The 21,445-nt window shown below is 33.3% G+C and carries 14 protein-coding genes; 4 read left to right on the top strand and 10 right to left on the bottom strand.

Annotated features, from left to right (window positions below; genetic code table 11):
* Nucleotides 1–599: 599 nt before the first annotated feature.
* Entirely contained in the window at nt 600–2,000 is a 1,401-nt protein-coding gene (gene mnmE / locus GWR14_RS22950; RefSeq protein ID WP_163411476.1) for a tRNA uridine-5-carboxymethylaminomethyl(34) synthesis GTPase MnmE, read from the bottom strand.
* A gap of 184 nt (nt 2,001–2,184) precedes the next feature.
* Here mnmE and GWR14_RS22945 point away from each other — a divergent pair, with 184 nt between their 5' ends.
* Nucleotides 2,185–3,018 carry a universal stress protein gene (locus GWR14_RS22945; RefSeq protein ID WP_163411475.1) on the top strand — a complete coding sequence of 278 codons (834 nt, stop codon included), beginning with the start codon at nt 2,185–2,187 and terminating at the stop codon, nt 3,016–3,018.
* Between the two features lie 69 nt (nt 3,019–3,087).
* Nucleotides 3,088–4,860, top strand: a complete 1,773-nt coding sequence (locus tag GWR14_RS22940) for a MutS-related protein (protein WP_163411474.1) — start codon at nt 3,088–3,090, stop codon at nt 4,858–4,860.
* A gap of 56 nt (nt 4,861–4,916) precedes the next feature.
* Here GWR14_RS22940 and GWR14_RS23970 read toward each other — a convergent pair whose 3' ends face one another.
* Nucleotides 4,917–6,395 (bottom strand): tail fiber protein, encoded by a 1,479-nt coding sequence (locus GWR14_RS23970; protein WP_246236375.1) that lies wholly within the window; start codon nt 6,393–6,395, stop codon nt 4,917–4,919.
* A gap of 112 nt (nt 6,396–6,507) precedes the next feature.
* Nucleotides 6,508–6,933 (bottom strand): HIT family protein, encoded by a 426-nt coding sequence (locus GWR14_RS22930; RefSeq protein ID WP_163411473.1) that lies wholly within the window; start codon nt 6,931–6,933, stop codon nt 6,508–6,510.
* A 28-nt stretch (nt 6,934–6,961) separates the two neighbouring features.
* Here GWR14_RS22930 and GWR14_RS22925 point away from each other — a divergent pair, with 28 nt between their 5' ends.
* On the top strand, nt 6,962–7,117 hold the full coding sequence (locus tag GWR14_RS22925; RefSeq protein ID WP_163411472.1) for a hypothetical protein: 156 nt from the start codon (nt 6,962–6,964) through the stop codon (nt 7,115–7,117).
* A 23-nt stretch (nt 7,118–7,140) separates the two neighbouring features.
* Here GWR14_RS22925 and GWR14_RS22920 read toward each other — a convergent pair whose 3' ends face one another.
* The 6 genes from GWR14_RS22920 to GWR14_RS22895 all read right to left on the bottom strand — a co-directional run bounded on the left by GWR14_RS22920 (nt 7,141) and on the right by GWR14_RS22895 (nt 17,783).
* Nucleotides 7,141–9,417, bottom strand: coding sequence for a TonB-dependent siderophore receptor (locus tag GWR14_RS22920; protein WP_163411471.1), 2,277 nt, complete (start codon nt 9,415–9,417; stop codon nt 7,141–7,143).
* 220 nt (nt 9,418–9,637) lie between these two features.
* Nucleotides 9,638–10,363 (bottom strand): hypothetical protein, encoded by a 726-nt coding sequence (locus GWR14_RS22915; protein ID WP_163411470.1) that lies wholly within the window; start codon nt 10,361–10,363, stop codon nt 9,638–9,640.
* Nucleotides 10,364–10,436: 73 nt separating this feature from the next.
* Complete coding sequence (locus tag GWR14_RS22910; protein WP_163411469.1) at nt 10,437–12,806, bottom strand: TonB-dependent receptor; 2,370 nt, start codon at nt 12,804–12,806, stop codon at nt 10,437–10,439.
* A 176-nt stretch (nt 12,807–12,982) separates the two neighbouring features.
* Nucleotides 12,983–14,119, bottom strand: a complete 1,137-nt coding sequence (locus GWR14_RS22905; RefSeq protein ID WP_163411468.1) for an alpha/beta hydrolase — start codon at nt 14,117–14,119, stop codon at nt 12,983–12,985.
* Between the two features lie 5 nt (nt 14,120–14,124).
* Nucleotides 14,125–15,255, bottom strand: coding sequence for a PepSY-associated TM helix domain-containing protein (locus tag GWR14_RS22900; RefSeq protein WP_163411467.1), 1,131 nt, complete (start codon nt 15,253–15,255; stop codon nt 14,125–14,127).
* Nucleotides 15,256–15,380: 125 nt separating this feature from the next.
* On the bottom strand, nt 15,381–17,783 hold the full coding sequence (locus tag GWR14_RS22895; RefSeq protein WP_163411466.1) for a TonB-dependent receptor: 2,403 nt from the start codon (nt 17,781–17,783) through the stop codon (nt 15,381–15,383).
* A 195-nt stretch (nt 17,784–17,978) separates the two neighbouring features.
* Here GWR14_RS22895 and GWR14_RS22890 point away from each other — a divergent pair, with 195 nt between their 5' ends.
* Nucleotides 17,979–18,965 (top strand): helix-turn-helix transcriptional regulator, encoded by a 987-nt coding sequence (locus GWR14_RS22890; RefSeq protein WP_163411465.1) that lies wholly within the window; start codon nt 17,979–17,981, stop codon nt 18,963–18,965.
* 45 nt (nt 18,966–19,010) lie between these two features.
* On the opposite strand, the gene GWR14_RS22885 is transcribed toward GWR14_RS22890, so the two are convergent.
* The gene (locus tag GWR14_RS22885; protein ID WP_163411464.1) at nt 19,011–21,431 is read right to left on the bottom strand and encodes a TonB-dependent receptor; all 2,421 of its coding nucleotides are present in this window, start codon (nt 21,429–21,431) and stop codon (nt 19,011–19,013) included.
* Nucleotides 21,432–21,445 lie beyond the last annotated feature (14 nt).

The raw sequence follows: 21,445 nt of genomic DNA, 5'->3' as shown, positions 1-21,445 counted from the left end.
TATGAAATATGGATTTGATCTTTCCATGATAATGACTTCTTATGATAGATGTTACACTAAAAAAAGCGAATCATTTAGGATCATGTGCAAAAGTTGGGGATTAGGCAAAAAGATTGGATAATCTGAATAAGAAGAAATCTATATTTCTAACTTCTCTGAACTGCGCTTTAAAAGCCTTTATTTTAGCATTAAAAGATTCTGCCGAAGCATTTGTACTTCTGATCAAAATAGTTTAATATTGACTGGTAATTAACAGTTATTGTATTAAGTAGAATATCAAAGGCCCAGCTGCTGCATTTAAGAGAACAATAGAGCATTTTTGTGGTGCGGGCTGTAAATTCATTTTTACAGAATTCACAGATTCTTTTAATCTTAATGTTTGAACTCATAGAATGTGACTTTAAGTGTCCCACTGTGACTATGTGTGCTATTATCTGGTCAAAAAAAATATTTTTTGTACCTCGTGTTTTCGAGGTACAAATGAGGTACAATTTTAATCAAAACATCACCAAATATCCAAAAGAAAACGAAATTAAAAAACGAGTTAAAATATTTCTTATCAATACTTTAACTCGTTTGTTTGTTTTTATTTTGTCTCTCTATTTCCCGATGCAAAAGTTGGCAAATATATTACCCAGTAATTCGTCATTAGAGACCTGACCTGTGATAAGTCCAAATTGATACAAAGCTTCTTTAATATCCAGTGCAATAAGGTCGCTCGAAAGATTTGTTTCAAGACCAAATTTTACTTTTTGTATTTCATCCAAAGCTTTTAGTAATGAATCATAATGTCTTGTGTTTGTGATGATAGTTTCATTGTTACGTAATGCTCCTGTATTTACAAATGATAATAATTCATTCTTCATTTCGTCAACGCCAATTTTGTGTTTTGCAGATATTAATAAAAGTTTAGCGCTTAAATTTTTTAGTTTATGAGTAATATTAGAAACTTCTTCTTCAGACAAAATATCCTTTTTATTTACAATTATAATTAAAGGTTTTAAAGGATATTTATTTTTAATTTGCTCTATTTCAGAAACAAACTCTAAACTGGACGCTTTGAATTTTAAACCGTCAAATAAATAAATCACAACTTGTGCCTGATCTATTTTTTCGAAAGTCTTTTTGATTCCGATGCTTTCTACCACGTCTTTAGTCTCACGGATTCCGGCAGTATCTATGAATCTAAATCCAACACCGCCAATTACCAGTTCATCTTCAATGGTATCTCGCGTTGTTCCGGCAATGTCAGATACTATTGCACGTTCTTCATTAAGTAAGGCGTTTAATAGGGTTGATTTTCCAACATTTGGCTCTCCGACAATTGCAACCGGAATACCATTTTTAATGACATTTCCAACCGCAAACGAATCTATTAAACGTTTTAATACAAATTCAATTCGGTTTAATAATTCATGAAATTGTGTACGGTCTGCAAATTCTACATCTTCTTCTGCAAAATCAAGTTCAAGTTCAATTAAGGAAGCAAAGTTTAAAAGTTCCTCTCTCAATTTCGCAATTTCATTACTAAAACCGCCACGCATTTGCTGCATCGCAATTTGGTGGGAAGCTTCATTATCAGAAGAAATCAAATCGGCAACGGCTTCTGCCTGCGACAAATCCAGTTTTCCGTTTAGGAAAGCCCTTAGCGTAAATTCTCCCGCATCAGCCATTCGACATCCTTTTCGTAACAATAACTGAATAATCTGCTGTTGAATATAAGTTGAACCATGACAGGATATTTCGATAGTGTCTTCGCCCGTATACGAATTTGGGCCTTTAAAAACAGATATCAAAACTTCATCAAGCGTTTTTTCGTTATCGACAATATGTCCTAAATGGAGTGTATGTGTTTTTTGCTTCGTTAAATCTTTGTTTTTTATGGATTTAAAAACTGAATTTCCAATAGAGATAGCTTCAGCACCTGAAATACGAATTATGGCAATAGCTCCTGCTCCGGATGGAGTAGCCAAAGCGACTATAGAATCTTGATTTATCATAAGGCAAAGGTATAAAAAAAGGCGCAATTTTACGAACGGAACAGCTTTGTGAAAAAGCTAATTCGGACATGTAAAATCTTATAGATTAAGAAATTATTAACTGTTAAATAACTGATAATTATCAGGTTGTTTTGGGCTTAGAATGACTAAATTTGAGTAACAAACCTGATAAATCAGAGATGAAATGAAAAAGATATTATTCCCAACCGATTTTTCTGAAGCAGCTACAAATGCATTTGTTCATGCTTTAGAATTTGCAAAAATTGTCAACGGAGAACTTATTTTGCTGCATACTTTTGAAATTCCTGTGTATGACAGTCAGTTTTTTCCGGAAAATTATGCGGCAATTTACAGTTCAATAGAATTAGCCAAATTTGAAGTTTTCAAAGATGAAATTCCAAAGTTAAGAACTATTGCAGCAGAACGTAATTTGGATGAAATCGTAATCAGGCATCGTCTGATGGATGGTGACCTGCTTTATAATCTAAAAAATGCTGTCAAAGAAGATCAGATAGATTTTGTAATTATGGGAACAAATGGAGTATCCGACTGGACGAAGTTTTTTACAGGTTCTAATACAAATTCTGTAATTTCAGGGGTTGAAGTTCCTGTATTATGTGTTCCGATTGATGCTAAATTCAAAAAGATAAAAGTAATTGGTTTTACAACCCGTTATCGTGAAAAAGACAAAAAAGAACTGAAGAAAGTATTAAAAATAGCTAAAAAAACGAATGCTAAAGTTAGAAGCTTATATGTTAAAACCTCTGTTTCTGATGTTTCTCATCAGACTATTAAGGAATGGGAAGCTGAGTTTGCCAGCGAAAATGTAGAATTTTTGGTATTGCCAAGTGATGATGTCAAAGAAACAATATTAGACTTTATACTTTTTAAAGACATCGATATTCTGACTACGATTACACACAAAAGATCTTTTTTTGAAAGCCTTCTTGATTCCAGCTTTACCAAAAAAATTACAAAAGAGGTTTCTATTCCGGTGTTAGTAATGCATGAAGATTAATTTCCAAAGTAATAAAAATGCTTTTTGTAATGGTAAAACCTATATTTGTGGTTCAACTAAATTACAGAGATGGACTATTATCAAAACAGGGTTTCCTATTATACTGAGTCATTAAATAAAACCAATAAAAAATTTAACAGCATTAGTCTTTTAAGGCTCTTAAGTATTTTTGTTTTTTTGTTTCAGATGTTTTATTACATCAAAACAGATAAGATTCTATATTTAATCGGTGCTTTATTGTTTTTTGTTGGTTTTATTTTTTTAATGCGTGTTCATTCGCGTTTGTCTTTTCAGAAACAACTTTTAACGGCTCTTTTAAAAATCAATGAAAATGAAATTTCTTTTCTGAAAAGAGAAAAGCTTCCTTTTGAAAATGGTTTTGAATTTAACGATTTTCATCATCCGTATGCTTACGATTTGGATATCTTCGGAGAGCATTCCTTGTTTCAGAATTTAAACAGAACAGCTACTTTTATCGGAAAAAAAACATTAGCAAATCAGTTATTGAATTTGAACTCTAATGAAACTATTCTTGAAAATCAGGAAGCAATAAAAGAGCTTGCATCAAGAATAGAATGGCGTCAGGAATTTAATGCGCTTGGGATTGTCAGTCATGACAGTAAAGATTCATATGAGTCATTAATGTATTGGAAATCATTTAGAAATAATTCTTTACCTAAAGTTTTAAATATACTATCGATAGTTTTGCCAACATTGTTTTTTGGTTTTCTGGCAGCTTATTTTATTACTTCAAAAACAATCCTGTTATCATATCTGACTTATACTTTTATAGGAAATCTAATCGTTCTGGGAAGAGCATTAAAACGTATTCAGTCTGAAATCGCCAAAGCAGATAATATTGATAAAATAATAAAACAATACGGTTTATTAGTTGAGAAGATTGAATTAGAAAAATTTGAGTCTAAAAAATTAATTGACTTACAGCAACAGCTTACTTTTAAAAAAGCATCTGCCAGTTCACATTTAAAACAGCTTTCGGAGTTGTTTTCCAGAATGGATACGATTAGTAATCTTGTGACAGCGATTCTCTTTAATGGAAGCTTTTTATTTAATCTTCATGTTTTAAAAGCACTTTTGAAGTGGAAAGAAGATTATGCCGATCAGCTTGAAAAATGGATTGACGTAATCGGTGAGTTTGAAGCTTTAAACAGTCTGGCTAATCTGGCTTACAATAATCCTGATTTTGTGTTTCCGGAAATCAATTCAGAGTATAAAATAGGATTTAAAAATCTGAGTCATCCCTTATTAAATCCGGTGAGCAGAGTTGGGAACGATACCCATTTTTATCCGAAATCGTTTATGATTTTAACAGGTTCCAATATGTCCGGAAAAAGTACTTTTTTAAGAAGTCTGGGTGTAAATATGGTTTTAGGCGGAATAGGATCAGTAGTCTGTGCTTCAGAAGCTAAAATTCACCCACTTCCGGTTTTAGTTTCAATGCGATTGTCAGATTCCTTAGCCGATAGTGAGTCCTACTTTTTTGCAGAAATCAAACGTTTAAAACAAATTATGGATGCTTTGGAAGAGAAACCGGCTTTTGTTTTACTGGATGAAATTTTAAGAGGAACCAACTCTGATGACAAGCGAAACGGAACAATTGAAGTGGTTAAAAAGGTGATTGCTAAAAATGCAATTGGAGCTATCGCAACACATGATATTGAAGTTTGCCTGACCACAAATGAATATCCTGACATTTTAACCAATCAGTGTTTTGAAGTCGAAATAAAAGACAATGATTTACATTTTGATTACAAACTCCGCAACGGAATCTGTAAAAATAAAAGTGCTACATTCTTAATGCAAAAGATGGGAGTTATTTAAAAAAATGCTGCCTAAACAACTAAATGATTAGGCTGCATATTTATTTTTATTGGTAATTATTTTTTGGCTAGGTCGTTTTCAATTTTTGCTAGGCGCAACACCAAATCTTTTAAAGTCTCAATTTCTTTCGATTGGGCTTCAATTTTTTTGTTTTGCTCAATTGAATAAAGTGTTAATTCCTCAATTTTTTTTAGTAGGCTCATATTCATTTCGGCAAGCATCAAACCATTTTTTTCTATTTCCTTAGCCGAAGGGATTTCAGGTAAATGACTGTTTTGTTTGATGTAAGCTTCTACTTCGTCTAAAGATTTTAACTGATACTCTTTGGTAAAAACATAATCGGGTACTGTTCCTGCCTGCATAGTAACTTTTACTTCCTGAGAATGTATGTTTCCGGCTACTGTCAGTTTTGAATCTGGAATTGTTGTACCAATTCCAATATTGCCAATATTGTTAATTATCATTCGATCTTTCCAATCGCCGTTATAAGTGGAAAATTTTATAAAATTTGATCCTCTGATTCCTAACACTTGATCCACTTCACGTGAAGATATGTAATTAGTTTCTCCTGTATGACCGAGAAGTATATTTCCATTATTTTGTAAATCTCCTTTGACATGTAATTTAGCTTCGGGTGTAGAAGTCCCAATTCCAACATTTCCGTTTGAGAGAATCCTCATTCTTTCAATTGCTGCTGTCCCAAATATTATGCTATACCCGCCTTCTGTTTTAATGTCTATATTTCCATTGCCTTGTAGAGTTGTTGTTCCAAAAGCTGAGAAATTTATCATTCTTATATTATCTCCAAATGCACCAACTGTCCCGTTTGAAGCTCCTCCTGTAAAACTTATTGCTGGGGATGTGGAGTCTTCTATCGTTTGAGTACCTATAATATGTAATTTAGTATTCGGATTTGTGGTTCCAATACCTATATTTCCAATATTGTTAATTATCATTCGATCTTTCCAATCGCCGTTATAAGTGGCAAATTTTATAAAATTTGACCCTCTGATTCCTAACACTTGATCCACTTCACGTGAAGATATGTAATTAATTTCCCCTGTATGACCGAGAAGTATATTTCCATTATTTTGTAAATCTCCTTTTACATGTAATTTAGCTTCGGGTGTAGAAGTTCCAATACCTACATTGCCGTCTCCACCAATATGCATTCGCACTTGTGGTGCATTTCCCCCAAATTGGGTGTTAGTCATAAATTGTAAATAGGTATCAAAACCACTTCCTCTGTAGCTTCTTATAGCTGATGATCCTGCTGCAGCAAAATCCCAACTTAAATCCTGAGCAGAATTTGCATTTGCCGGGGAGTTTGGTCCCAAAATACTTATAGCTTTCAATGGTGTTGCATATCCGTCTGGACCTGCCTGAATTGTAAGTTTTGTTGTTGCGTTATTGGTTCCTATTCCCACGTTATTATTTGTTGACGTACCTTGCAGTGTACCACTTGGAGTATAGATTTGGGCATTTATAAATGAAGTTGAAATAAAAAATAATAAAATTGTAAGTCTGGTTAACATATCGTTTTTATTTAAAATTATTTGTTTGTGATTTTTTAAGTCTTCAAAATTTCTTTTTCAAAAATTACGGCTATTATTACATGATTATTTTTGTATATAATTTTAAACAGAATTACAAATTCGATTTAATTTTTTCTATAACAACATTATATTCTGCATCAGATAAATAGGTTTTTTGAGGGTTCATTTCAAAAACGCTTCCGAATCCGTAACCGTCTTTGTATTTTGGGACAATATGCATGTGTAGATGCGATAGGGTGTCACTAAACGCCCCGTAATTGATTTTATCAGGATTAAAGGCTTTTGCAATGGCTTTTGCTACCGTAGCGACATCTTCCATGAATAAATTACGCTGTTCGTCGCTTAATTCATAAAATTCAACTGCATGATCTTTGTAAACAACATTTAAGCGGCCTGCGTATGATTGTTCTTTAAAAAGGAAAAGCTGGGATACTTTTAGATCTGTAACTTTTATCATTAATTGGTGTAAAGTGTCGTTGTTTTGACAGTAAAGGCATTCTGAAACCGGGCTAGGCATTTTTTATTAAATTAAAGGTTTATAATAATTGAAAGAACTTTCTGCAAAAATACCTTTAATACCGAGTTATGCAAAAGATATTTTAAATGGATTGTATTATTTAAATAGGAGGGAGGGATACATTAAAAAAAAGAAAAACTTTTTCTGCTTTTCAAAAATGAAAGAGGCAGAAAAAGTTTTTTAGTAAAGCTAAAACCTGATTTTAGGCTATAATTTGTATTTTAAACTCACCATTACCTGACGAGGAGCAATAGGGTTCGTACTATAATTCTCGTGTACTGTATAGTTTAACTCATCTGTAAGATTAGATAATTTACATAAAAGAGATATTTTTTTCCATTCGTAACCTACAGTAGCATCAATTGTTGTATAACCTTCCAATGGAATATCACGATCCCTGATTGTTACAGTATATGTTTTTGGATTAGTTGAAGGTTTGTTTTCTGTCCATAAGTAATCGTCATTCCAGCCTCCTGTACGGTCTCCGATATAATTTCCAATTGCACCAAAAGAAAATCCTTTTAATATTCCGTCAGGTATTTTGTAGAAGAAACTCAAATTTGCAGTATGTCTTGGTGTTCTTGCTAAGATATCACCAACAACTAAACTTCCGCTTGTTCCGGATGATTTTGAAACTTTAGTTTCATTAAAACTATATCCGGCTATAATGTTTAAACCATCTACAGGTCTTGCAGTAACATCGATTTCAATACCTTTTCCTTTTGTAGCTCCAACTAATTCTTTTAAATTAGTATTTACGTTTTCAGAAACACCATCAGCTTGATATTGTGCGGTTTGTGCTAAATTGTTGTTTTCAATCATATAGATTGTTACGTTGGTACTTAAATCCCCTTTCCAGAAGTCTTTTTTGATACCTACTTCGTACTGATCAATTATAGATGGATTTAGTGGTTTTAAATCAACAGTTGTTCCTGTATTAGGTGTAAATGAATTTGAGTAGCTGGCAAAGATTGACATATCTTTATTGGGCTGAACAACCAATCCTGCTTTTGGAGAAAAAGCTCTGTTTAAGACTTTTGCTGCAGTTGTTGGAGTTGCAACTTTTGTTGTACTAACCTGACTTTCCTGCCATGACCAACGGATTCCTCCTAAAAATTTTATGTGGTCTGTAATAGAAATTAAATCTTGTGCAAAAACGCCAAAACGTTTTGCGTCTGTTGTAGCCAATTGAGTTATTCTGTTGCTGTAAGGAACGTTAAGGCTTTGTGTGCTATAGTCATAGTTTAATATATTTACAGCTGTTTCTTCTGTCGTTATAAGAACTGTAGGTGTCCCAGGCTTAAAGAAACCAAAAGTATAACTTGGTGCCATTGAGTATTCGTAGTCAACCCCGGTAAAAATTTGATGTTTTATTCTTCCTGTGTTAAAAATACCTTGCAGGTTCAATTGGTCTGCAAATATATTTTCTCCGGCATCAGCTTTTGTTAAGCCTCTTTTCCACAAAACTTCTGTTGCGCCTGTAGTACTGTTTGTAGAATAGACTAAATTAGATAATTGTGCAGTTGATGTTTGGGTTCTTCTATATGTTTGAAAAGAAGAATTGAAGCCTAATTTCCAATTATCATTGAAGTTATGATTAAACAATAACGATGCACTTGCAGATTTTGTGTTTCCTGTTGACCATAGCGCTCCAAAAAACTGATTACGTGGTAAATCTAAAATTTCTTTTCCAACGATTCCGGTTCCGAAATCAGGTGTCCAGTCGGCACTTAAATAATCTCCCTGTAATGTGATTTGAGTTTTTTCAGTAAGATTAAATAATAGGGAAGGATTAAAATAAATACGATCATTTTTTACATAATCTCTAAAGCTTTCCGAATTTTCGTAAGAAGCATTAATACGATAAGCAATTGATTTATTTAAAGGCCCATAAAAATCAATAGAAGGTTTGTAATAAGCATAGCTTCCCATTTGCATGGATAATTCTCCGCCTTCTGTAAACTTTGGAGTTTTGGTAACCAGGTTAAGAATTCCTCCAGGTGTTACATTTCCGAATAATAATGCTGAACCTCCTTTTAAAAATTCTACCTTTTCTAAACCTGCAACATCTGGAATAGAACCTGCATTATAACGGAAACCATTTTTAAACATGTTATTGGCATCCATTGAATAACCTCTTGACCAAAATGATTCCTGTGCACCACCACGGGCAGAACCTACATAAACACCATTGGCATTTTTGATAACATCACTCAAACGAATAGCCTGTTGCTGTTCGATAACCTCAGTTCCAATAATCTGAACACTCTGAGGCAAATCCATAACTTTAATTCCGGAACGAGCTGCTGAAATTGGTTTTTTGGGTTTGTTGGCTGTAATTTTAACTTCATTAAGAACTTCGCCTTTTTTATTTTTTACAGTATCATTAATTGCCGAAGCAGTATCGTTGTCTGAGTCTTTTCTGTTTTGGCTAAAGGAAATGAAACTTACAAATGATAAGACCAGCAGTAATTTATTCTTCATGTTATTTATTTAGATTTAATAAAGATAATTTTTCTGCAAATATAGAGACAGGTTAATGCTTTAACAAAATATTTAGAGGGTTATCTACATTAAAAAAACATTAAAATAAACTTAATTTTTGATTAAAATTTTAATTCTGTTTATTTAAATCAGTTAAAAATAGTTATAAAAAAAGCCTTGCTCAAATAGCAAGGCTTAGAATTTAAAGTAAATGAACGAATTATTTTACAGCAATTAAATAAGTTGCCATTTTCCAGACTTCATCATATTTTTTACCGTTGTGTTCACCTGCTGTTTTTTCAGTGTAGGCAAATTCTACCATATAGTTACCAGACCAGATTGGTGTAAAAGATATTTCGCCATTTTCATTGCTCCACAATTCTTTTTCCCAGCCATTTGGAGCGATTACTTTCATTTTTTGCTCTTTTGCAATTTTTCCTTCATATGAAGCAATTACAGTTACTTTGTTTTTTTGTTTTGCACTGGTTACATCTTTTGAAAATAAACTAATAACATTTGAATTAGCAGTAGCTTCGTTTCCTGCAGCGGCAGTACCAACTGTAACAGTAGCGCTTGAATTATAATCAAGTTTCATTGTGCCATAAACATCCTTCACTGTATGGTGCATTACAATCGTATAAACACCTTCTTCATCGGGCGTAAAAAAGGCCTGGTATTTATTTTCAAGGGCTTTTGCTGTTAGCTTAGTTTCTTTTTTTGATGGAGAAATAACTACTAAACTAAAATCTTTTAAATCTGAAAACCATTTATCTGCTTTAGTAATATCATTATCTGAGTATTCACCAAAGTAAACTGATATTTCCTGAGCTTTGCCTTTTGTACCGTTAGCTTTAGTTTCAATCCATAAGGCATGAGCGAATAGGGCAGGGCTTGCGACAAGCATTAGAACAGCAAAGGCTATTTTTTTTAAAGTGTTTGATTTCATGATAAATAAGATTTAAAATTATTTTTTTATAATAAAATCCCTTAAAAATTAATTTAAGGGATTTGTGTATTATTTAGAATTTATAGCTAACAGATAAACGAACGTTTGTTCCCGGTTCTGATTGCCAGTAATAAGTTTGGTTGTAAGTGTAATATCCTCCGGAAAACAAATATTTATCTAAAATATTGTTTACTAAAATATTGAATGTTATTTTGTTTTTAGTATAAGTTACACCACCATCTAAACGGAAATAATCCGGTAATTGTGTTTCGTCGTTAGAAGCAAACCAAGGCTTTCTGTCTGCCTGATATTGGTATCCTAAAGAAAGTCCGATACCATTTAGAGCACCATTGTCAATTTTGTAGTTTAACCAGGTATTTTGAACATGTTTTGCAGTTCCGGAAAGTTGAGCTCCAACCAAATCATTATTACTGTCTTTGGTGATTTTTCCTTCAGTAAAAGCATAGTTAATTACAACATCAAGGTTTTTTAAAATTTCCCCTCTGATATCTGCCTCAAAACCTTTCACTTTTGATTGTCCACTTTGTTTACTCGTTGGTTGTCCACCTACTATATGTTCAGTATCAGGAACAATTATATTATTGTTTGTAATTTGATATATTGCAAAGGTCGAATTCCATTTTCCATTCATCCAGTCTTTTTTGAAACCCAGTTCATAATTTGTACCCGTTTGCGGATCAAAAGTATTGCCTTGCCAATCAACTCCGTAATTTTCATTAAACGATTCGTCTCTTAAAGCGTAAAGAGAAGTATTTTGATTAATTGACCAGCTCAATCCAAGTCTTGGTGTAAATTTACTGTCTTTGAACTGTCCAGAATATACGTTTGCCGTTTTTAAGGTAGTGTATCTACCGGCAACTGTTAAACGAAGAGCGTTGTCAAGAAAACCAAGTTCGTCTTGTACATAAAATGCATTGTAAGCATTTTTATATTGAAGTCCTCTTACTTTTATGTCTACGCTTCTGTCAAATACAGGCATATTTGCAGCCGTCATAGTTCCGTAAACAGGATTGTAAATGTCTAAGTCTGTTAATAAAGCACTTTGTGTCCAGTCATAGTAATTGATTTTATCGCTTAAATCGATTCCGGCAAGTATTTTGTGGTTAACAGAACCTGTTTTTTCCTGACCATTTACAAAAAATTGTCCTGTTTTTGCTACAGCATAATCTTCAGATATGTAAACGCGTCTTGTCATTATGTTTTCATCAGGACCTGTAATAGCATCCGGCCACATTGACATTCCTACCTGGGTGTAATGAAAGTAAGCACCTTGTCCTGTGAATTTCCAATTATCATTTATTTGATGATCCAAAATCAATAGAAGACTTTTGTCATTCATATTTGTCGGATCAAAATTGGCCTCACCTGTAGTAAAATTTCTTGGTAAATCAGCATATCCTTTTTTAGAGAAAGCATAATTAGTTCCAATCATATTTACCTGAGAAAATTGGTGTGTATATTCTAAAGTAATCGCAGTTTTATCGTCAACTAAGTATTTTAAGACAGGTGCAAATGAGTAGCGGTTATTGTAATCAAATTTACGGTGGCTGCCTTTTTCTTGTCCCATTACATTAATACGGTATAATAGTTTACCATCTTTTGATAGTTTACCATCCAAATCAAGAGTAGCTCTGTATAAATCAAAACTTCCTAATGTCAGAGTAGCTTCTCCTTTGTTACGTCCGCTTGGTTTTTTAGTTACCACATTATACAGTCCGCTTGCGTTACCGTTTGATAACATGAATCCTGCAGGCCCTTTTACAAATTCTATACGTTCTACCATGCTCATATCTTCAGTTAATGGTCCCCAGGTAGTACTTACATTCATTCCATTTCTAAAAGGATTTACACGGCTACCTCTCATAAAAATGTTTGCATAATTATCCCAGTGCTCTACTCTTGTAACACCACTTACGTTTCTGGTAGCTCCTTCAAGCATATCAAAAATTTGTTGATCCTGCATCAATTTTCCGGTTACAACTTGTATGTTTTGCGGGATTTCGATTATGGCAGACTGCAATCGAAGTGATGATGAAATTCTGTTGGTTTTAGAAGCACTCTTGTTACTCAAAACCACAACCTGATTAAGCTCAGTATTTGATAAAGTTAGTTTTAAATCAGTAGTAGTAATTTCACCGGCAGTAATGGTTACTTCTTCGTTGATGTCATCATAACCAACCAGAGTAACCACTAATGTTTGTGTGCCTGCAGGAACATTTTTAATTTCGTATACACCGTTGTTATCTGCAATTGTAGTTTTGTTAGTCCCTTTTACAGAAACAGAAACTCCTTCTGCAGCTTTATCATCGCTAGTTTGTATGGTTCCTTTTATCGTACCGCCCTGGGCAAAAGAAGTAGTAATTGACATCAATAAAATGGCAAAAACGAATAAGAATTTTGATAGATAATTTAATTTATTCATTTAGGATTAAATTTACTTTTGTTATTTAGACTTTATAAAAATAAAGTGCAAATGTAAAATTTAATATTTGTTTAACAATTTTTATTTAGAATAAAAATGGATAAAGTTATTATTAATCTGTTTCCAAATTAATTAACACCTGATCAGTTTTAATTTTGAAAGATTATTTTGCTAAATTAAAGCTCATTTGCTTTTTTCCTCATTTTGTCTGCCAGTGATTTATTATTCAACTTTAAATATGCTGCTTCTAATGACAAATAAACATTTTTGCTAAACGGATAATACTTTTCAGTTAATTTAAAAAATGAAATTGCCTGGTTTATTTTATCATTCTGAAGACAAAAATTACCCATCCAGTCCAGGTAACTTTCTGTTGGAAGGAAAATAAAACCAGTATCTTTTGAAAGCTTTTTATATTGTTCTTCAACAAGACCAGGATTTTGCACTGCTTCTTTTACCTGAACCAGATGTTCTTTAAAAATAAACCTCAAGCCATCATATTCAGCCGGAATTGGAATTGTTCCGTGGTCTTCATTTTCATAAAATTTAAAACTCCATCGCAAGTTTTTAGGTTTCTTTTCTTTCAATAATTTTTCAAATTTTCGGATGCCTCTTGCCATATCTGTGGTAGTGTCTTGCGGAATACTGATTTTATTGGCCATTGCTACATAAATACTTCTTTGTTCAAAATCTTTTTTATTAAAAATAGAGTCCGCCTTTTTGATCATAATTTCATCATCCCACCAAAGACTCGGGTCAATAATAACATATGAGTTAAACAATTTTGTATGATGAAGCAAAATATTGGTTGCAGTTAACCCGCCAAAAGAATGACCATTTAAAATATTGTAGTCTGAAGTCCTGTAATGCGAATTGATATAAGGGCGTAATTCTGTTTCTAAAAAGGTTATAAAATTTTTATTCCCGCCTGTTTGTTTAAAAAACTTCTTGGTTTTATCATAAAAAGCCGTACGGTTGCTTTCTGTGGGAGTCAGATCGAGCGTGCGATTGGTGTTTGTAATTCCGACCACAATCATTTGCGGAATCATGGCATAAGGTCCTTTTGCCAACGATTGCTGAAGTCCCGTAAACGAATGAAAATTACTTTCGGCATCCAGTAAATAAACCACAGGATATTTAGCAGGTGCAAATTTTTTAGAGTTGTAATCGGGTGGAAGATAGACCCAGAAGTTACGTTCTTCGTTTAATGCTTTAGAAAAAATACGATGTTTACTGCCAATTACAATGCTATCCTGAGAGAAGGAATTTGCATATTGAAGCAAGGCAAAAAGTATCAGGAGGATTTTTTTCATTGTGTTTAATTTAATTGTTCTTTTTTCTTTTTATTACGTCTTCCATACCAAATTAAAAAACCGGTTACAGGCAGGAACATACAAATCAGGCCTACAAGTAAAGTGAGTATTTTTCCGAGCCATCCGGCCCAGAAGCCTATATGAAGGTTCATAGTCCAGTCATCAATTTCAAGACCGTTCATTATTTTTACCGGGATTTCCATTTCTTGTCCTGTGTAGCGGTTTATGGCAAAAGTTTTCCCATTTTCTATACCTTTTAATCCAATATTTTTCCCAGTTGCAGCATATAAAGTTGTGATACTGTCTTTTGAAGCAACTGATAGTTTGACCTGTTTGGCTTCTTTTTGTTTTGCAAATAATTTTTCAATAACAGGGCTTACAGGAGCAAATGTTTTGGTACTGTCATATTCGGGTTTGATATCACGCAATTGAGAATATGCTTTTGTAGTACCTCCGAATATTTTTTGAGTAGTATTTCCTAATGGTTTATTGACAATGATGAGTCCTGTAATGGTTATTAATAATGCCGGCAATAAATTATAAAAACCCGGCACATTGTGTAAATCATAATTCAGTCTTTTGAAAGTCGCTTTCCATTTTATACTAAAACTTTGTTTTCTGGTCGATTTGTTCCATTTTTTTGGCCACCACAATATAAGTCCGGTTATCAGTTCAATCAAAAAAATCCAGACCGAAATTTCTACAATCAGATTGCCTGTATCTCCAAAAGGTATGTGACCACTGTGGATATGTGCAATGACGTAGAAAAAATCATATGCCTTGCCGGAAGTTAAAACTTTTCCGGTGTAAGGATCGATCCACGAGAACTGTAAATCCCTTTCTTTGGTTGAGGAAGCCAGTTTAATGGTTCTTTCCGGATCCCGATAGGTAATAAAATAACTTGCTTTCCGGTCAGGAAATTGTTCCTTAAAAGATTTTAAAATTTCTTCGGGAGTTAATTTTTTTTCTTTTACCTCCTGTACGTGTAAAGAATCATAAGCCAATCCGTCTATAATATCATCACAAAAAATAAATAATACACCGGTAAGGGATACAATAAATACAATAATTCCCGAAGAGAGCCCTAACCATAAATGAAGCCAATGGTTTAGTTTGCTCCATTTGTTTTTTTGCATGGAGTTTTTATTTTGAATTGATTTTTTTGGATTATTTGTCATGTTTGCAAAATGATAAAAACCAAGCTAACAAAGACATAAATCATTGTTAGCCTGGAAAAAAAAATATACTAATTCTCTATTAATTAAAATTTGAAAGTAAAGTTGGCAACCAATTGTCTTGTAGGCATCATAGTACTCCAGTAATCGTTTGTCCAGTATTCTTTGTTAGCAATGTTATTTATTTTTAAACCGATTCTGAATTTAGGTTTTTCGTAAAAAACAGTTGCATCCATTACAGTGTAACCATTTACAGTAAATGTATTTGTATCATTAGCAAAACTGTCACTTTGTGTGTTTCCTCCAAATCCAAATCCAAGACCTTTTGCTTTTCCATCTAATAATTTATAGCTCATCCAAAGGTTAGCCACATTTTTCGGTGCACCGTAAGGTACTTTACCTTTTGCAGATCCTGATGTAAATTCGCTTTCATTGTATCCATATCCCATGATTACGTGGAAACCTCTAAATGGATTAGCGATTAAATCCGCCTCAAAACCCTTACTGCTTTGTGTTCCATCCTGAATCTGATTTGAACCTTCCCAACGAAGTTTATCTTTAACTTTAATATCATAATAGCTTAAAGTCCCGTTTAATTTTCCGCCTAGTAATTCTAATTTAACTCCACCTTCCAATTGATTTGCCTCTTCAGGTTTAAAATCAATTTTCTCTCCCGTGCCTGTTTCTCCTAATCCTGTATTAGTAAAACCGTTCATATAGTTACCGAAAAGAGAAACTTTATCTTTTACAACCTGATAAATAATACCCATTTTTGGTGAAAAAAAGTTTTGATTACGTTTAGCAATTTTGTCTTCATTATGATCATAGCGAACACTTGCCATAGCAATTAATTTATCTGTAAAATTGATTACATCCGACACATAAGCACTTGTAGTTCTTAGATCTCTGTTGTTTATTACCCACGGTTCTGTCTGATCGGCAATCAATTGTTTGTATTTTTCATAATTGATAAAGTTGTCATAGCCTGGTCCTTCATTAATTGTGATTAAAGGATTTCCGACAGCGGCATCGTATGAATTGATCATCCAACGGCTATCTACAGTACCAATTGTAGTATAATCTAATCCGAGTAATAAACGGTTTTTGATACTTCCAATATTAAAATTTCCGATGAAGTTTTGCTGAACTTCTGTTGTTTTGAATGTACTGTTAATATTCATTATACGACGCTGCAATAGAGGTGGAGCTGCAGCATCCGGATTATTATTGATCAACAGGAATAAATAGTTTGCTTTATTATCGGTGAAAGCACTTGATAGATTAGTTTGCGAAGTCCATTGTTCAGATAATTTATAGGTTGCTCTGGCAAAAACGTTGGTAGTTTTAGCTTCAGACTGCAAGTCATCGGTTGTATATGATATTTTGAAATCAAAATTCATGTCGTCAAAACTTTTTACTGTTGAAGTTGGAGTGAAATTTCCAAGTCCTATGTAACTCGAATTACGGCTTCCACTGTACATTTCGACATCAACATCAAAAGTCAGACGGTCGCTGGCGATGTATGTGAACGAAGGTGCTATAAAAAAGGTCTTACTTTTTCCATAATCCTGCCAGTTTCTTTGATTGTCTAAAGCTGCATTAACTCTAAAAAGCATTGTTTTATCTTCATTAACTGCGGTATTAAAATCAATAGTTGTTCGGCTCAAAGCCCAGCTTCCGGTAGTGTAGCTTACTTCTCCTTTTGTAGTTTCAAAAGGTCTTTTGGTAACTCTGTTTATAAGACCTCCATAAGTGGTTAGCTGAGAACCAAATAATGTAGCAGATGGTCCTTTGATAACTTCGATACTTTCTAAATTAGCTGGATCAGTCATTGTTACCCAGTTAGTACTCATTCCGTTACGGATAGAACCTGCAGCAGATGCACCGCTAAAACCACGCATTCTTAAACTTAGTCCAACTCCTCCGGAACCTACACTTTGGGTAACGTTACTTAATCCGGGTGCTGTGGTAAGCGCACTTCTAAAATCAACGGCGATTTGTTCCTGAAAAAGCTCTTTGGGCACTACCGTATAAACCTGCGGATTTTCAAGATTGCTGATTGGAAGTCTTGCGACATATTCACTTTTCTTTTCAGCAAATTTTTTCGCACCCGAAACTACCACAACTTCCTGTAATTCTCTTAATGAAGAATTAAGCTGAATTGAAACTTCGGTCGTTTGGTCTGCAGATACTGTTACGTTTTTGGTGATTGGTTCATAGCCTTTTACGTTAACCTGTAGATCGTAATTACCTTCCGGAATATTTTTGAAACGGAAAACACCGTTTTCATCCGTAATATCAGATTTTTTTAATTGTGAAATGAGAACAGTTACTGACTCTCCGGACTTGTCATCAGAAGTAATAACAGTTCCTAGTATATTTCCGTTTTTCTGCTGAGCGTAAATGTTGGTAATTATAAAGCAGAAAAATAATGCTGTATAAATGGGTTTAGTTAACAAATTTTTCAGTCTGGGTTTCATAAAAAACATAGTATTCTTATTTAGATTAGTTATAAATTGATAATTTTACGCAAAAGTAATTTGTTAATAAAAACATAATTAACGCAATAAGGATTAAAATAAACGCAAAAGGGATTAAGTGAAAACTGCTATAAAATCAAAGAGTTAAGATTTTGAAAGGATGTTTTAATATTAATTACTTGAATGCATAAATACAGTTTGGTGATGAAAACAATGATGAGAAGTGACATTTTTAAAAAGGAAGTAGTTGTAATAAATGACCCTATTCAGTTTAATAAAGAAGACCTTATCGAGAAAAAAATAAACTTTGACAACAAAGGCATAAAAGGTATCGTAACCGATATTATGCTCAACGGAATTCATGTTGTTGCCAGAGATTTAACAATGGAGAATGAGTCGTATTCGATAGAAGTAGAGCATGATTTTTCGTTTGTTAAACTTCATATTGAAATGGAAGGCGATAACGAATATTGCCCGGAAAATCCAGAGAAAAGAGGGATTTATATTCCACAGGGGCATTACAACCTGTTTTATTTGCCTAAAATTAAAGGTGTTTTGAACTATAAAACGAAAAGAAGGAGAACACTCGAAATTACATTTACAGCAGAATATCTGGACAAGTTATTTTATCCAAATTTAAAAACAACAATTCCATTATTGGCTGAAGCCATTGCGAATCAGACAGAATATGTAATGTGGGAAAAGAGCAGAAGTATTTCGCCCAAACTGAATGCTTTAATTGAGGATATTTTGCAATGCAGTTATTCAGGAGCGATTAAAAAGGCTTTTTTAGAATCAAAAATGGTGGAGATTCTGTCGTATTTGTTTACCATAATCAACGAGGAAGAAAATACACCACTGAGTATTGAATTAAGTGCCTGCGATTATTTGAAAATTCTTGAAGTGGAAAATATTTTAAAAACACAATTTAAGGAAAAACATACACTGGCCAGTATCGCTGCTCAGGTTGGCCTGAACAATTTTAAAATCAAAAAATACTTTAAAATGGTTTTTAACACAACTGTTTTCAATTATCTAACTCATGTCAGAATGGAATATGCCAAGCAGCTGATAGAAAAAGGAATGCCGGTGTGTATTGTATCAGAAGAATTAGGATACAAAAATCCCCACCATTTCACAGTAGCTTTCAAAAAGACTTTGGGGTATTTACCAAGTAAACTTAAAAATTAAAAGGAACTAACTTTTTACGTTAGTTCCTTTTAAGATATTCATTTTTTAGAATTTATAGGTAAAACTCGCCACAACATTTCTCGGTTTTTGAGGATTTACAGTTGCCCATCCACCATTAAAATATTCTTTGTTTGCAATATTATTGATGTTTAAAGCAGCCCTGAATTTGTTTGAGCCATAAAATACAGATCCATTTATCACGGTATAAGATGGCAATACAAATTTGCCAAGAATCTCGCTATTTACGACTGCATTTTCGCTGGCATAATTTCCTCCAAAGCCTAAACCAAAATCTTTTAGTATTCCATTATTAAATTTATAGGTGGCCCAAAGATTTACTAAATTTTCCGGACCTGACCACATAGGTCTTTTGCCTTCTTCCAGCCATACATTGCCTATATCTCCTTTAGTTACTTTACTATCATTATAACTGTATCCGGCAATAATATTTAATCCTCTTGCCGGAGAAGCATTCAAATCAAATTCAAAACCTTTGCTTTGAGCTTCACCGCCTTGTAAACTTCTGGTTACATCAGAAGGATCAGCAGTTAATAAATTAGCTACTTTGATATCATAATAACTTATCGTTGCATTTAATTTATCTTTTAAAAGATTTGCCTTGATTCCAAACTCTAATTGATTAGCATGCTCCGGTTCGAAGTTTTGAATTCCAGTTGGGCTATTACCTGGAGTAACGTTTTTAAAACCATTCATATAATTGGCAAATAAGGCCAGCTTATCTTCAATTGGCTGGTATAATAAGCCAAATTTAGGAGATAATGCCGTTTGATCATAGTCATCCTTGTCATTTGTAATGTCAGCTTCATTATCAAAATAGTCAATACGTAAACTTGCCATCGCAATCAATTTAGGAAGAATGTTGATTACGTCAGAAGCATAAGCACTATAGGTACTATTTCTCGAATTATAATTACTGGTGTCTGTAGTCGAAAGTAATTTATCAACAGATGACTGCGTTAAATAATTTGGATTATTTTCATCATACTGTCTGACTTCTCCCTGAGGGGTAACATTATAAACTCCTACCCATCCGGTGCCTCCGTACATTACGTTTTTTTGAAAATAATCAAGTCCGATCACAATACGGTTTCGCATGTTGCCAATTTTGAAATCACCAACAAAATTTTGCTGAATATCAGTAGTTGTAGTGAAAGAGTCTTCTTTTGTAATAATAATTCCAAAGTCACCATTTCCATTCTGATTATCATTAATATAAGAATAGTAGCCTTTTGATTTTGTAGATCCTCTGGATAATGCTGTTTGCGAAGTCCATTGATCTGATATTTTATAATTCATCAATGCCTGCAAATTGTATTTCGGGTTTTTTATGGATAAGTCATTGATAGTAAAAGATAACTTTGTATTATAATTTAACTCGTCAAGATTATTGAATTGTAATGGTTTGCTTCTTCCCAAAAATAAAATTGTAGGTGTAGTTTTTTCTTCCTGCATAAATTCGGTATTAATGAGGAAAGATAATTTTTCGTTGACCTTGTAGGATAGGACAGGGGCCAAAAAATAAGAAGTACGAAAACCTGCATCCTGAAAACTGTTTTCAGTCTGAAAGGCTGCATTGACTCTTATAGCAACATTATCAGATTCATCTACAGCAGTATTTACATCTGCAGTAACTCTGTTAAGACCGAAACTTCCGGCAAGATAAGAGACTTCTGCACCAAAACCCGAATACGGTTTTTTGGTAACGGTATTTATAAATCCGCCATAACAAACAAGACTACTGCCAAATAAAGTTCCTGATGGTCCTTTTATAACTTCAATTCGTTCAATATTTGCAGGATCCAGGCTACCGTTTGTCAATCCTGGTAATCCATTTACAATTTTTGCCTGTGTTTCAAAACCACGTAAGGTATAATAGGACCCTCCATTACCGGCAGCACCTGTAGATTCCCATAATTTATGAATTCCAGGAACATTTGTTAAAGCATCCTCAAAATTGGTTATAGCCTGTTCTTTTAATAAATCAGATGTAACTACGTTATATACTTGTGGATTTTCAATATTTTTCAGAGGCATTTTAGAAACATAAGTGCTTTGTTTCGGGAAAAGTTTTACCTTGTTGTTATTATATATGGTTACTTCCTGTAATTGTTTATTAGAAACTTTTAATTGTAAATTTTGAGAAGTTGTTTCGCCACTGCTAACATTTACAGTTTGTTCTAAAGTTTCATAACCGGTCAAAGAGATTTGTAAAATATAATTATTTGGTTTTATTCTGTTTAATTCAAAAGCACCTTCTTCATTTGTAATTGTTTCATATTTTGTGCCTTTAAGCACGATATTCACACCAGTAGCAGGATCACCTTCAGACGTAGTTATGATTCCTTTTAATTTACCGTTGTTTTGGGAAAATACATTTGTAACTGAAATTAAAAACAAGCAAATTGTATAAATAAAATGCTGCATTCGAAGATTAAAAAAGATCATGGTATTTGGTTAGA

Origin of the sequence: Flavobacterium ajazii (genome assembly GCF_010614725.1) — a bacterium.
In the GTDB taxonomy this organism is placed as follows: Bacteria; Bacteroidota; Bacteroidia; order Flavobacteriales; family Flavobacteriaceae; genus Flavobacterium; species Flavobacterium ajazii.
This window is presented reverse-complemented; position numbering and strand designations above follow the sequence as displayed.